Raw genomic sequence first — 13,008 nt, forward strand, 5'->3', positions numbered from 1 at the left:
TATTCCGAGTTAATCTGTTGTGGTCATCTTAGTTTAAACCTAATGTATTGATTATAAAATTGAGTAGTTTAAAGACATACTCAGGTCTCAATTTTAGATAGTCAATCTAGATTAAAGAACAATACCCTTTTTTCGCAAGTTACATAAACACTCCATATAATAGTCATGGTCATGCTCAGGATAAATGGGGGTAGTTAATGGAACAGATGCTAGGTCAATGTATGGTGACGTTTTCAAGCCTCTATAGTTTGGATCCAACCAGAGTGCATCAATATGATAACCATGCTTTGCCATTTCCAGCATAACTTTTTCATGGAATTGAAATAACTTATAGGGCGAATGATTGAACACATAATTGACAGTGGCGTGGTTTCTACCCCAACCACCGCCTCTGAGTGCACAGCATTCTCTATGTTGTCCCAATAATTGTTGGCGGGGAAGTTTCGAAATTAAATCTTCATGCCATAATCTCATTGGGATACCTCGCGGATAACAGAATTTTCGATGTATGAACTATTACTACTAGTCAAAAAGAAGAAAGTGGCAATAATCTGTAAAGTGAGCATTGCCAAAACAAAGGTCGTAGTCATCCAAGGTCTTGCAATATCATAAGTTATGATAAGGGAAGCTATTCCAAATATGTCTGAAATAATTATGCAGATGTAGCCGTAAATACTCCATTTACTCATAATCGACACCTCAAATAATTGATACTAGTTAGCTTTTAACGTGAAACGTGTTTACACATATGGTTATGAATGTTTTTGGGTTAATAGATTGTACAGACCAAATCCAGCTAGAACACTGATAAAAGGTGTGTACTGAAGCATATATTTGGTACCACCGGACTCAAAGATGAGTAGGAAGAGCATACCACCTAGAAGTGACAAGGAGACCAAAGTTATCTTGTCACTTTCTCTGTATTTCCAAATCGCATAGATAGCAGAAGATAGTATTACCAGCCAAATTAGTTGTAGGAGGAATAGGAATGTAGAACTCCAGCTTAGTAAATTACCTGGTTGTTGTTCTCTATCGTAGAAGATTTTTTCAATGTGACCGTTTATTGAATTTTTGGGAGCTAATTTGGTGACAATTGACCATAATTGCTCACGATGGAAACCGACCACGCCTGTATCCATATTATCACTGAATTTCGCCATGTAGAACTTGAAGGATTCAATAATTCCTCGATGATGACTACGTGAAATCAATTCATTTAATTCAGCTTTTGTTCGTGCCGTTTTGTTATGTGCTTTAAGTGCGATCGATAGATCGCCATTGTTAAACGTTCCGTGCAATGAGTTCTTATCATTAGGATCGCCGAAGCTTCCAAGTAAAGCATAGTGAACGATTGGAAAGCTCTTTGACTTATCAATTTTTACAATGGTCTGAGTATCCATATACCGATTTGCGGCATATGTACTGATGGTGCCAGTAAGAAACAATGTCATTAATAGTAGGAGTACTGTACGAATACCATTAACTTTACCAAGGAAAGCTCGTTTTGAAATTACGAAAAAGATAATTAAGGCGATTAGAAAGATGATGGCACTTGGTTTCAACAAGTAAGCAATAGATGTTGAAATTCCGGCTAAAACCATAAAGAGATACTTTGCTTTTGAATCATTAAATGCTAAAACAATCAGTAGAATAGTGAGGTTTACAAAAGGTAGTACAAATGTGTCGGTGTATGTTAGAACAAAAATTGGTTGGAGCATCGTGAAATATGCGAATATCAGCGTTACAACGTTTGCGATACTTCGAGATCCAAAATATTTGTGCGTGGCCAACTTCAAAAAGATTACTGATAAATCTAAACTTACTATTGCATATATCTCGAAAACAATAAGATTTGTTCCAAAGATTTTGGATAGAAAATAGCTTAGAAAGAAATAGAAAGAATTATTTGAATTTAATGAAAGATAGTTTGACAGGCGAGAGGGATGATCTAATGCCGTTAAGATTATATTTGCATCAGAGGTTACATCGATCTTAAATGTATTTACCAAGACTAATTGCATTACAACTAACAAAGAAAAAATTAGCCAAAAAATAATGTTGTTATTATTTTTGATAAACTGCCAAATACGTTTAAAAAGATCGACAGGTGGAAACACGAGAAGTAGAAAAGCAACTGGTATTGTGAGAAGTATTAGTGCATAAAGTGTTCTACTTAATCCAAAGAAAGTGAATGTTGATGATTGTAAGGAGAAAAATAGTGCTATTGACAGCAATATTAGAGTCAATGCATTGATCATCCTATATAAAGTTTTCATAATTGAACAAGACCCATAAAGTGATACCCAAAATCACTACTCCTAAGCTTTTAACGTGGATCATGTTTGCACGTATGGTATGGCAACATATGTGAACGTTGGTGCCGATTCAGATTGGTTCATCACGATAATTAACTGAATTATTAGTATTATTCGAAGGTTATGTTGAGAAATCTGATTGCAGATTATTTCAATTTAGTTGAATATTTGTGATTTTTAGGCAATGTCTACAATCGAACGATTGAGAAAAATCTTTGCCTGTTTGAATTTTATACCTAAATTTTTGTTTGATGTGGATCATTTATGAACGTATGCTTTTGTAATAGCAAAGTAAATGAACAGTTCGAAATTCATGTTTGATAAATCACAAATATATACATAACTAAACAGATTCAATCGCTTCTTTAACTATCTTCTCAAATGACGAAGGCAGAGTAAATTGATTCATGAAGTTGATATAACTGCGATTTGCCATTGGAACTTCGTAATACATCAGGCTGGCTAACATTTTGGAAGCGTTTAAATGGGCTAGCTGCTCCTCGTATTTTTCACTGAGAGGAGAGAAAGCGTAGATTTGCTGGCTCTCTACATCCCCATAAAGCAGGTGAGTTAGTTCGTGGGCTAATCTGAATACAATAGAGAAGTTGGTAAAAAAATTTAAATTAATGTAAACAACATTATCGCCGGCAACAGCAATATCTGGCGTTGCTGAGGAACGTTGTTCATATTTGATAATGATCCGATTCTCATTTGCGATTTTGAGCAGTTCATGAAAGGCTCGTCCTTCGATTGTCCAGTTATCTTCCATCAATTGATCAATGACATTCTTCATCAGTCTTGCCCCCGTAGCTTGCGTAACTTTTTGATATCATCAATGATGTATTGTCTATACTCATCATCAAGCTCTATTCCGTTAAATTTTAGGATAACAGTATTGTCGTCAATATTCACCTCTCTGCCTGCATCTTTAGATGCGGACTTTTTTTCATTCGTATTTCCAAGCAGATAGTCTACTGAAACGCTCAATATATCAGCGACTTTTTGAAGATTTTCGGATCTGGGATTATTTGTGTCCCATCGATATATTGCGTTTTCAGCAAGGCCAGCACGGGTCGCCAAAACTTTCAAAGAAACTCCTTGTTGTTTTGCAACCATCTTGATACGTCCTACTAAAGTCATAATTAGGTCCTATTCTGATATCAATTACATTTATGTAGTTTTTTATTGGTAAGTTACATAAATGTAGTTCGTGATTTATATCGTAAGTTAGTTAGCAACAATAAAAGTGTTTACATTACTATTGATTCCAAGGATATAAAGGTGGAACGACGCTTTCGTTGTGATTGTTTTCTTTGTAATTGTAGTATTAAATTTGTAACTTGTAAATGTATAAATTACAAAATTAATAACTGGGTATTAGGAAGGAAGTCGGTATATGACAGATGCTTGGACTTGGTTAAGGCTTACACAACGCAGGTCGAATTGTTTAACCCTTTCTGATGAATGACTAGTTTCTCAAATGTTAACGTTTGTGAAGAAGATGTTGAATGAGAAAGGGCTAATAGCAAGTAGTCGCGATAAGAATGTTTGGTCTGAGGATTTTGAATCCATTCAATTCCGCAAAAATAAATTTGGTAAGAAGGACACAGAAAAACGGGTGAATTAAAGATGTAGCAGAGATCCTGGGATCTTCGAATATGAAGGGTGCACCGGTAACCCATGGTGATACGAAAGATTGGCGGATTTTTCAAAGGTCATGAAATCTAACCTTTGAAGTTCCAAACTGTTGATTGATAGTTATTAATGTGTCATAGGTTTTTGATTTAATTCTTAATATTGCAAAGCAACTACCCAGTCCAGAAGTTAAAGCTAGGGCAAAGCATTTTTGGCAGAAGATTGCGTCGGAAATTACATCTTTGACTAGTAGAAATGGTGATGTTCAAGTTCAACAATTACAAACCTATTTAGCAGTATTGCATCTTGTGGCAGATCTGTCCGATCAAAATGACTAATCGCAAGGTCGAGTAAATGAGATGTAATTGAAGATAGAAATATATGAGTGTTTCATCGCAATGGTCGAAAATTTGAATTTCCGCGATGCAACCGACGAAAGTGGAGCGCGACAAACTGATCTTATTAATGCATTGATGAGAGATTGTTTTTGTACTTTAGGTTGAATTCTAGTCAACAGGCGCAAGAACAGAGCATATTCAAAGTATTCAAATACAGTGTATGTTTTGGAAACCATGATCCGCAGATTCTTGTGATGTTAGTGGGGCGGGAGCAGTTTTATAAGAAGTAGCGGGTAAATGATTGAGTTGAGCAGCCAAGGAGATATGAAATGACCAAAAAAATGAATGAGATTGTTGACCGTGGGTTACCAATTTTAAATACCGATGAGATCGCCAAATTATACTTCGGACATAATGCCTCATGGTTTAACCAAAACATGAGAAACAATCCAAAGTTCATTAGAAACGTTCCAGATATTGGTTTGAATAGGCCTGAATGGAAGCGAGTTGATGTTGAACGTTTTGTTAAACAATCGGGTTGGATGTGAGAGAGAAGCTTGGTGATCTGATCTAATTAAACCGAGCGATGGCCTCAGGTTACCGCGTTTTTGTCTGATATTAATTGAACCAACGATGCAAAGCGTTTAACATATAAAACGAGGTGGAAATATGAATGCGATTATAAATGCTTCAATTGTTTTTATTATTATTGTGCTGGCAATATTTTATGTTGTGAAAGCTTATTTGGATAAAAAAGGCAAGAAATAGTTTCGAATAGTTAGACTGTGGTATTATTGAGAAAATAGGTAATGGAGAGCTGATATAGATATCGGCTTTTTTAATTCGGTGGTTTGGCGATAGTTGATAAATCAGCTCATGTAGAAATGCCACGATGTACAGCGGATGAGCTTTGTTTTATGCCAGTGAATACCAAGATATCAGGTGTAATTGCAGAAGCTGATTATGCTATCTCAATAGCAAAGTAAGCAGGATACCAGTTGGATCCGTGTTGACTGTAGATATTGAGAGCACAGATCAAATGGTAACGGGGAGTGAAATACAATCGTCTGTTTAGGCGTTTATAGACGAATTTCAATGGTCAGGGGGTGCCGTTCAACTAGATATATTATGAGATCACTTCTTGAGCTGTCGGTGATCATAAAAGTAAATGGATTGAACAATTCTCTTTTTTGATTTTATATTAAAACCCCGCTAGGTAGATGATTAATGTCTACTTGGCGGGGCTCTTTTGTTGATTTATTGGTTGGTCACTTTGGTTATTGGTGAATACTGGCTAAAAACAATTCTAGAAATCTCTTGATATAACAACGTTTATTGCCATATAGTCATGTGGTATATGTTGTTTTACTATTGCACCAATTACGATCGTTTATCTCCAATGTATCAATTTGACAGAAATTGTTGACGTACGACTATATGAATAAGTGGAAATTTATCAACTTAGGAGGTAAAGCAGATCATTGTTAAAAAAAGAAATCAAGCTGATTGGCACCACCTATTATTTAAAAGTCTGTGATCCAATACTTCAGTATTCTCACCTATAATAAACTTCGTAATCTTTTTTGCCTAATCAAATGTCAACTAAATTAATTCGAAGGATGGAACTAGATATAATTATTCTTTAAATTGCTCAATAAGTGAACTATTAACACTTAACGTTAACAAGATGACAGCTGCAAATAAGAATATGCCCATCAAAACGAAGCACATATCTGTTAGCCAAGGAATTTTTGCGGTGTCAATTATTAAGATTGAACATAGCCCAAATAAGTTAGAAAATATAATGCAGAGAAAACCGTAGAAACTCCACTTGCTCATGAGAATCTCCTTAATAAAACGCAAATTTACGAAGCTGTTAGTTTAATAACGGTCAGAAGATAGACAATAATCCTAACTTGAACAAATCAGCTATACATACATTCATAATAATATAAATGTATTGTCAGTGCAATAGTTATTAATTGCAAAGTATTTTACACACTTTGAATGTATTAGTTAGGATAGCGTCCAATCAACAATGAAAAAATAGTCACATCACGACAAAATGTGATGTGACTAACTTTAGATACCATATTTAAAAATTGTTCTACTTCCAACGGCTAGCTTTTGATGGGAGTAACATAAGGATGAAAAACCAGATTGTACCAATAATAGGTACTAAATCAATAAGAATCCACCAACCTGAACGATTTGTGTCATGTAGTCGCCGAAATTTCACAGATAGAGTGGCAATCCACACCAATACAAGTACAAGGTTTCTTCCCCAGGCGACAGTTAGATCGCCAAAATTATATATGTCATCAATTGAATGACCGGTGCTTGATTGGATAATTGCAATGATAATAGCACCTAAAATAGAATTGATGATTACAGGCCACCAATAGTCGGCGCGACCAGATACGCCGGAAAAATCAAAAATATTTGCCCAAAACCGTTTGTATGACTTAATCATTATAAGCACCTCCTATTAAAAAACATAGCTTTTAACGTGGATCATGTTTGCACGTATTTTTAGATATGTGGTTGTTTCAAAAGGGCTTGCTCCTTTGAATGAAGCTTTGATGGCATGCCGAGATAGATAACAATGGAATGTGAATTTTGAAGTCAAGGTCAGCTCAAAAAGTTGGTAGCTCATAGAAATTAAATGAATTTAGCTTTTTAGTGGCATGTTATGTCTGGAGATACTAAGGCTCGGATAAAAATGGTTGACGATCATTATGGAGCTGTAATATCTGGCGTTTGACCCAAAGTCCATTTTAAGGTAGTTGTATATGCGCCAAGCTCTTTCGTTGATGCTCCTGGGACGACCAGGGCAATTGATTGTGCCCCACCCGTATCATCATCAGTAAAGCTAATCACCCACGTCCCTTGACCCTGATTTTCAAAGGCTGTAACAACGCGCGAAGCTTGACCGACGATTGGCGTTATTTCAGCTTCATGAATGGGTTTGCCTGCGTCAGAACCGGTCAATGTTAGCAGGGTTGGTCCAAAGAAAACAAGTGCCGCTCCTGCTAATACGTGGCCGGTATCGGTGTTAGTAAATTCTTCAGTTTGTGTAACGTTTAAGTTCCACCCTTGATTGGAGCCAGTGTTATCAGTTACTTGTACATAGTTAGGGACTGATTTTGGCTGGCCGTTACTATCAGTTCCTTTGGTGAGTTTTGCGAAATAGTAATCATTTTTTGTTGAGATTTTTTGAGTACCAAAATCAAGTGATGAGGCATAGTCAATGGATAATGGGCCATTTGTTCCTGGTTGCGTAGGGTTATCAGGATCAAATGGGTTGTCCGGATTAGTGGGATCAACAGGAGCAGTTGGATCTGTATTTTCGATAAAGGAGATTGAAGCATTTGAGTTGTAATTGGTTGAAAGGTCTGCGGCAAGTACAGGCGAAGTTAATCCCGATACGGCCGATAGAAGCAAAATTGAGAGCCCAAAATAGATGTTGTTTTTTAACATGAGTTTCCCTCCTTGTTCCCCGAGAAAAGAGTTAGTATTTACACTAATTATATTTGTTTAAGCTACGTTTATGAAATAAATTGCTCATAAATTGATGAATCAAATTTTTTTAAAGGAGAGTAGTATAATTTTGTTTAAAATAAAGCAAAAAACGGAGGAATAGAGATGTTAAATACGATCTTTCATATTGATGAGACAATAAAATGGGCAACGGTAATTTCAAATCTTCATCATATGGCTGAATGGATGAGTGAAGAAGATGAGGAAGGAACCATTGAGCTATTAGTAAATGGTGAGGCAGTTAATGAGGCTAAAAAGACAGGCGCACAGGATCTTGGAGCTTTGCTGGCAATTGGCGTGGATGTTCGTATCTGCAAGAATTCAATGAGTCAACGTAAGATTGAAGCTAATGAAATACAAGCAGGACTTAAATTTGTGCCATCGGGAGTTGTAGAACTAGCGTTAAAGCAACGTGTGGGGTATGGATATATTAAACCTTAATAAGTTGTCGAAGGTTTGGAATTGACAGTTTACTCGATGAGCATATCAATATGAAGATTCATTTTCCTTGGTTATCATGGAGATAATAGGAAGCATGATATGGAGGGGAGCTAATGAGTAAATTATCCTTTATTGGTAAAGTAATCATATTCTCGCTAGTAATTCTAGCATTGGGGTCACTGTCATCTCTTAGTGTTGAATGGGTAAGAGGGGTTTCGATTGGAGAAATATATACAGGTTTTAAATTACCACCACTTGCACCACCGGGGTGGATTTTCGGTCCGACATGGATTGGACTGTATGTTCTATTGGGAATTTATTGTGCCAAGTTAACGGAATTAAAGGAGAACAGACAATTAATTTATTATTGTATGTACGCTCAACTGATGTTAAACATTTTATGGACAGTTGTATTCTTCACACTAAATAATTTCTTGCTTGCAAGCGGAATGATCTTACTTATGGACGGCTTGGTAATTGCTTTACTATTCTTTGATCGACGAAAGGTGCGCATCGTGCTAGTACCATATTTAATGTGGCTATTATTTGCAAGTTATTTGTCGATCGCTGTGACCATTTTGAACTAGTACATGTGGATTGCCTTAAGAAATGGAGTCTGCTTGGAAAGAATATGGTGACTAATATAAATATGACTGGAGAATGGCATCTTTTTTTATCCAGCATTTAAGGCATCATTAAGTGTAATTTATTATTATAGATAGCAAGTAATAGATAAGTTATCCATTTATTTATTACACTCCTAAGTAAGAAACGCAGAATGATTGGCTACCCAGGCTGGTCGGAAAAAAGAGCCTTTTTCAAGGCTCTTTTTTTATTTGGGAACGATGAAAATCAAAATTAACTAGTCGGAGAATGAAGCTGAGATTTGCTGCAAAAAAGTGTTGATCGAAGTTAGTGCACAAGATCCCATTTACGGCTTTTGTGTTTATCTCACAATCAATTAACAATCTATATGTGATATGGGGGCTGAAAATATGATTTAGACTTCCAACTTAGGCTTCTTTTCGTTGTGACACACTGAATTAAATATCATATTGAGACACAAAAATAGCTTTGAAGCAGATAATCGCTTTTCTGTAACTAGATTGTGGCACGGTAAAAGGAATGCAGTTAATAATCAACGGGCCTTCTATTAGATATGTTCCACAATGTCTCGTAATAGTAGCAGGTTATAAGTTTCGATCTTTTCCTCAACAAATTTAATATGCTCTTGGAGTCTTTTTTCTTCAAATTGGAGGGTGGCTAGTTGCTTGTTAAGAATGAGTATTCGATCGGGTATAGTTGAATTCCCCTCATACCTTAACTTGGTATATTCACGCATTTTCTTGATTGGCATCCCTGTTTTCTTTAAACGATGAATGAAATCAATCCAGGGGAGGTCATGATCTGTATAAAAACGTCGGTTTGCTTGATCTCGTTTCGGGAAAATAAGCTCTTGTTTCTCATAGTATCGTAATGTGTCGATCGATAAGTTAGAAAGTTTAGAAAATTGGCCGATTGAATATTTTGTCATAATAATCCTATCCTAAATTTGCAAGATTTTTAATATGAATTGCTTGACCTTGAGTGTACTCCAGAAGATATCCTTATTTTAAGGCATAAGTGACCAGAAAGAAGGAATAACATGAGTAAAAGAATTTTAGAAACTGAAGGTGACAATTTAAAAATCATTCTTGGAGAGCAGGGCTTTAAGGATATGTTGTCTATTGATGGTATTTACGAGGATATCAAGGAATATCTATTGGCTATTCCAGGAAGTATCTATGACAGGCCAGGCCTAGGTTTGAAATATAAAGAAATGGTTGCAATAACTAGTTTGCTTACACAAGGTGCCTCTGAGAAATTACTAAAATCCCATATTCAAGGTGGAGTAAATGCTGGTTTAACAAGAGAAGAGATTGTTGAATGCTTGATCCAATGTATCCCATATGTTGGATTTCCGCGAGTCATTACAGCAATGCGAGCATCGTTTGATGTTTTGTATGAATAAGCATATTTATTTTTCGTTTGTGATGATCTTAGAAGGTGTTCATTGACGGCAGCATGTAATTAAATTGTGGAGAAAGCGAGAGTCAAAACTGTAACGGTTTTGGCCCTTTTTGAGGTTGGTTGCACTTTCTTAATTTGATTGGGGGCAGGAATATGTTGTTTTGATTTTATGAATTTTATTATGAAATAGTTTGTAAGAATGTAACGGGGGTAAGCGATTGGTAGTTACGACAAATAGGTTTTTGATTGCGCTTACAATGAATCTCGTGTTAAAATCAAGATAGATAGTATGGCATATACTTACAGATTGCCAAGGATATACATTGATTATGTCAGACGGAGTCAAATTTGTTTTAAATATACGAGGCTATTGGAATGATTGTCTGACAAAATCTGAATTTCTGTAAGTAAAAGAGGTAGTTATTGATTATTTGGAATTTGGCAAAAGGGGGAATGATTATGGTTGAGAAGTTTCGAAATGAAGAGATTGAATTAAAAGACGAAATGTACGCATTTCGTCTCTATGACAGTGAACGTGATGAATTTAGAAAAGGCGAAGTTAAGGTATCAGTAGATCAAGATGGTTCATATGAATTCGACTGGTCTGGTATGGCACAGGAGTTTTCTGGGAATGAAATCCCACCAAGAAGTTTTTCGCGAAAATCTAGAATCTATTTGGCTGAGGATACTAAGTGCCTGACGGATAATATTGAATTTACTGATGACCGTTGGAAGTTGAAAATTAGTATTTAGTAATTGGTAAGTTTGTAACTTGGTTAGAAGCGGTTAATTTTCGCTGAGGACAATTGAGAATCAAATTTGGAAATATTTAGTAATGTCGGTTATTGGCGTTGATTGTGCCATATTTACCAATATTAATCTGTATTCTTTTGCAGTTGGAATATTCCCATGACAAGGTTTGTACGAGGGTAGACGACGTAAAATAACGAAGATTTCACTATTAATCCAAATTTTGTGATAAAATATACATGGCTTTTAAAGCCGTGTTATCGATTAGTGCGCCAAGCTAACTTTTCTAATTCAATATGTAAAAGATTTGCTCCGAATAATAACTAATCTGGCGTACTAATTGACAACTGTTGTTTAACTCGTTGGTAGAGTTGAACTCTTAAATCTGCGGACTCTCAGTTCGGGTCTAAGCAGTAGCGTTTTATCATGGTGGACATCTGGCTTGGGTTGGATGTCTTTTTTGTTGGAATGATGGGTCTTTTTATCTAAAATGACTCGATTAGTGTATTTTTCTGTCCGAATGTGTGGTCTTTTTTAATTCATAATTTTGTAACGTAAATATTATATTTTGAGCTTATACTCTACATGATAATCGAAATTTGGAGATGGAAAACATGACCAGGAAACTTATTGAATTGGGCAAATTGGGGATCGAGAATGGTGTGCACAAGTTCGTAATTTCCACTGAACGCTTTGGCATAATTGCTAGTGGAAAGGTATCTACATATATAGACGATATCAGACATACATTGGCACTGCATTGGGCTGATAACACTAGCTTTACATCAATCGAGTATTCCTTGGATGAGAATGTGGAAGCATCATTTAATGATAAGACTAATGAGAAAATTGGGTTTATTCTGGAAAATGATAATAAGAAGATTATTGTTTACTTTATGAGTTATTGAGCATCCTTTAATTTGGATATTGGAAGTTTGTGATTAAATATTTCTAACCAGAATTACGATGTGAACGGGAATATGATCTTAGCTGATGTAATACCGAACTTTGATGTATTTACTCTAATTGGCTCAAAGGAGGAGGGCTTGAACTTACAATTTGAGTTTAATTTAGGATATTGGTCTGGTCTCAGATGCTAATTCAAGTATGAGTATTGTCTCTACACATAGCTAAACTAATTTGTAGCAATACACATTGCCGAACAATTAAGGCTACGTTAAGTAAGCCAATATTTTATATGTAACAAGTAGCAACCTAGCTACTTAACCCATTTTAAGCGTAAAATAATTTAGAACCCACTGAATTGTATAAACTAAGGCCGACTAGGCAGATTGGTTTCTTCTTAGTAGGCCTTTTTTGTATTTATCTGATAAGATTTATAAGAAAAACACTTTAAATAAATGAGGACACTTATCATGGAAAAGTCACATAATGTTTATTCGGAAAACGATATCAAGACGTTTATTAACGAAAGTAATGATGTAAATATTCTTGAAAATATTATTGAGCTTATTGAGCAGCGGCTTGATGATCTGAACGAGAGATGAAATTTGTAAAAGTATTGAACGGCTTACCTTCTCACCAAAAAAGTATATAATGAATCTGTTAATTACTTTTTGTTAGTCAAAAGGAGGACTCCTAGTCATGATGAATATTAAAAGTGCAGTGGAAAACTTACAATGGAATGCAGAGCATCATTATGCTCATATTGAAGCAAAACATGATTTCATTCGAGCGATTGCTGTTCAATTTGAATTGGGTTATACAGACTTTAGATTTATTCAGACTGCCTTGCTTTCAGCCAATATGGATGATAAGTATAGGGCTTTCACTGAAGCATATGAAGATTTTTATCAATATGAAAGTCTCTTTGCAATGCGAGGGCTCGAGGAATATCAAATGAAGTATGGTGATAAACTATCTGATTTTCGCCAAGCAAAAGATAATTTATTAAAGATACTTGAAACTCTAATCTAAATATAAGACTCACTAAGCAATGATGTGAACCCCAAAAGTTG

16 protein-coding genes are annotated in these 13,008 nt (G+C 35.6%); 9 read left to right on the top strand and 7 right to left on the bottom strand.

Features of this window, described 5'->3' with window-relative positions:
- Positions 1-111: 111 nt before the first annotated feature.
- From ESZ50_RS01430 to ESZ50_RS01445, 4 genes are all read right to left on the bottom strand, one after another.
- Entirely contained in the window at positions 112-474 is a 363-nt protein-coding gene (locus tag ESZ50_RS01430; RefSeq protein WP_148621816.1) for a TIGR02328 family protein, read from the bottom strand.
- Between the two features lie 278 nt (positions 475-752).
- The gene (locus ESZ50_RS01435) at positions 753-2,021 is read right to left on the bottom strand and encodes a glycosyltransferase family 39 protein (RefSeq protein ID WP_342781905.1); all 1,269 of its coding nucleotides are present in this window, start codon (positions 2,019-2,021) and stop codon (positions 753-755) included.
- Positions 2,022-2,658: 637 nt separating this feature from the next.
- Entirely contained in the window at positions 2,659-3,108 is a 450-nt protein-coding gene (locus tag ESZ50_RS01440) for an ImmA/IrrE family metallo-endopeptidase (protein WP_148621818.1), read from the bottom strand.
- Positions 3,108-3,431 carry a helix-turn-helix domain-containing protein gene (locus ESZ50_RS01445; RefSeq protein ID WP_246111488.1) on the bottom strand — a complete coding sequence of 108 codons (324 nt, stop codon included), beginning with the start codon at positions 3,429-3,431 and terminating at the stop codon, positions 3,108-3,110. Before ESZ50_RS01445 ends, ESZ50_RS01440 begins: the two co-directional genes overlap by 1 nt.
- 364 nt (positions 3,432-3,795) lie before the next feature.
- On the opposite strand from ESZ50_RS01445, the gene ESZ50_RS11570 reads away from it, so the two are divergent.
- Together ESZ50_RS11570 and ESZ50_RS01450 are read left to right on the top strand one after the other, a co-directional pair.
- Positions 3,796-3,942, top strand: a complete 147-nt coding sequence (locus tag ESZ50_RS11570; protein ID WP_187387510.1) for a hypothetical protein — start codon at positions 3,796-3,798, stop codon at positions 3,940-3,942.
- Between the two features lie 675 nt (positions 3,943-4,617).
- The gene (locus ESZ50_RS01450) at positions 4,618-4,836 is read left to right on the top strand and encodes a hypothetical protein (RefSeq protein WP_148621820.1); all 219 of its coding nucleotides are present in this window, start codon (positions 4,618-4,620) and stop codon (positions 4,834-4,836) included.
- Between the two features lie 1,559 nt (positions 4,837-6,395).
- Here the strand turns inward: ESZ50_RS01450 and ESZ50_RS01455 are convergent.
- Together ESZ50_RS01455 and ESZ50_RS01460 are read right to left on the bottom strand one after the other, a co-directional pair.
- Entirely contained in the window at positions 6,396-6,761 is a 366-nt protein-coding gene (locus tag ESZ50_RS01455) for a DUF805 domain-containing protein (protein ID WP_148621821.1), read from the bottom strand.
- A gap of 263 nt (positions 6,762-7,024) precedes the next feature.
- Entirely contained in the window at positions 7,025-7,768 is a 744-nt protein-coding gene (locus ESZ50_RS01460; RefSeq protein ID WP_148621822.1) for a WxL domain-containing protein, read from the bottom strand.
- A 165-nt stretch (positions 7,769-7,933) separates the two neighbouring features.
- Here ESZ50_RS01460 and ESZ50_RS01465 point away from each other — a divergent pair, with 165 nt between their 5' ends.
- Positions 7,934-8,269: a DsrE family protein gene (locus tag ESZ50_RS01465; RefSeq protein WP_148621823.1), complete on the top strand. Its 336-nt coding sequence runs from the start codon at positions 7,934-7,936 to the stop codon at positions 8,267-8,269.
- Between the two features lie 113 nt (positions 8,270-8,382).
- Positions 8,383-8,856 carry a TspO/MBR family protein gene (locus ESZ50_RS01470; protein ID WP_148621824.1) on the top strand — a complete coding sequence of 158 codons (474 nt, stop codon included), beginning with the start codon at positions 8,383-8,385 and terminating at the stop codon, positions 8,854-8,856.
- Positions 8,857-9,422: 566 nt separating this feature from the next.
- Here the strand turns inward: ESZ50_RS01470 and ESZ50_RS01475 are convergent.
- A complete protein-coding gene (locus tag ESZ50_RS01475) occupies positions 9,423-9,803 on the bottom strand; it encodes a MerR family transcriptional regulator (RefSeq protein WP_148621825.1) in 381 nt (126 codons plus the stop codon).
- Positions 9,804-9,914: 111 nt separating this feature from the next.
- On the opposite strand from ESZ50_RS01475, the gene ESZ50_RS01480 reads away from it, so the two are divergent.
- From ESZ50_RS01480 to ESZ50_RS01495, 5 genes are all read left to right on the top strand, one after another.
- The gene (locus ESZ50_RS01480) at positions 9,915-10,280 is read left to right on the top strand and encodes a carboxymuconolactone decarboxylase family protein (protein ID WP_148621826.1); all 366 of its coding nucleotides are present in this window, start codon (positions 9,915-9,917) and stop codon (positions 10,278-10,280) included.
- Between the two features lie 458 nt (positions 10,281-10,738).
- Complete coding sequence (locus ESZ50_RS01485) at positions 10,739-11,032, top strand: hypothetical protein (protein WP_148621827.1); 294 nt, start codon at positions 10,739-10,741, stop codon at positions 11,030-11,032.
- A 611-nt stretch (positions 11,033-11,643) separates the two neighbouring features.
- Positions 11,644-11,937, top strand: a complete 294-nt coding sequence (locus tag ESZ50_RS01490; RefSeq protein ID WP_148621828.1) for a hypothetical protein — start codon at positions 11,644-11,646, stop codon at positions 11,935-11,937.
- Between the two features lie 468 nt (positions 11,938-12,405).
- On the top strand, positions 12,406-12,537 hold the full coding sequence (locus tag ESZ50_RS11890; protein ID WP_281282874.1) for a hypothetical protein: 132 nt from the start codon (positions 12,406-12,408) through the stop codon (positions 12,535-12,537).
- Between the two features lie 97 nt (positions 12,538-12,634).
- On the top strand, positions 12,635-12,967 hold the full coding sequence (locus ESZ50_RS01495) for a hypothetical protein (RefSeq protein WP_148621829.1): 333 nt from the start codon (positions 12,635-12,637) through the stop codon (positions 12,965-12,967).
- Positions 12,968-13,008: the final 41 nt, after the last annotated feature.

The sequence above is a fragment of the Weissella muntiaci genome (genome assembly GCF_008107635.1).
GTDB classification, from domain to species: Bacteria; Bacillota; Bacilli; order Lactobacillales; family Lactobacillaceae; genus Weissella; species Weissella muntiaci.

Coding starts and splice junctions, on each gene's coding strand:
- ESZ50_RS01430 (WP_148621816.1), bottom strand. CDS start 474: ATGAGATTATGGCATGAAGATTTAATTTCGAAACTTCCCCGCCAACAA.
- ESZ50_RS01435 (WP_342781905.1), bottom strand. CDS start 2,021: ATGCAATTAGTCTTGGTAAATACATTTAAGATCGATGTAACCTCTGAT.
- ESZ50_RS01440 (WP_148621818.1), bottom strand. CDS start 3,108: ATGAAGAATGTCATTGATCAATTGATGGAAGATAACTGGACAATCGAA.
- ESZ50_RS01445 (WP_246111488.1), bottom strand. CDS start 3,431: ATGGTTGCAAAACAACAAGGAGTTTCTTTGAAAGTTTTGGCGACCCGT.
- ESZ50_RS11570 (WP_187387510.1), top strand. CDS start 3,796: ATGTTAACGTTTGTGAAGAAGATGTTGAATGAGAAAGGGCTAATAGCA.
- ESZ50_RS01450 (WP_148621820.1), top strand. CDS start 4,618: ATGACCAAAAAAATGAATGAGATTGTTGACCGTGGGTTACCAATTTTA.
- ESZ50_RS01455 (WP_148621821.1), bottom strand. CDS start 6,761: ATGATTAAGTCATACAAACGGTTTTGGGCAAATATTTTTGATTTTTCC.
- ESZ50_RS01460 (WP_148621822.1), bottom strand. CDS start 7,768: ATGTTAAAAAACAACATCTATTTTGGGCTCTCAATTTTGCTTCTATCG.
- ESZ50_RS01465 (WP_148621823.1), top strand. CDS start 7,934: ATGTTAAATACGATCTTTCATATTGATGAGACAATAAAATGGGCAACG.
- ESZ50_RS01470 (WP_148621824.1), top strand. CDS start 8,383: ATGAGTAAATTATCCTTTATTGGTAAAGTAATCATATTCTCGCTAGTA.
- ESZ50_RS01475 (WP_148621825.1), bottom strand. CDS start 9,803: ATGACAAAATATTCAATCGGCCAATTTTCTAAACTTTCTAACTTATCG.
- ESZ50_RS01480 (WP_148621826.1), top strand. CDS start 9,915: ATGAGTAAAAGAATTTTAGAAACTGAAGGTGACAATTTAAAAATCATT.
- ESZ50_RS01485 (WP_148621827.1), top strand. CDS start 10,739: ATGGTTGAGAAGTTTCGAAATGAAGAGATTGAATTAAAAGACGAAATG.
- ESZ50_RS01490 (WP_148621828.1), top strand. CDS start 11,644: ATGACCAGGAAACTTATTGAATTGGGCAAATTGGGGATCGAGAATGGT.
- ESZ50_RS11890 (WP_281282874.1), top strand. CDS start 12,406: ATGGAAAAGTCACATAATGTTTATTCGGAAAACGATATCAAGACGTTT.
- ESZ50_RS01495 (WP_148621829.1), top strand. CDS start 12,635: ATGATGAATATTAAAAGTGCAGTGGAAAACTTACAATGGAATGCAGAG.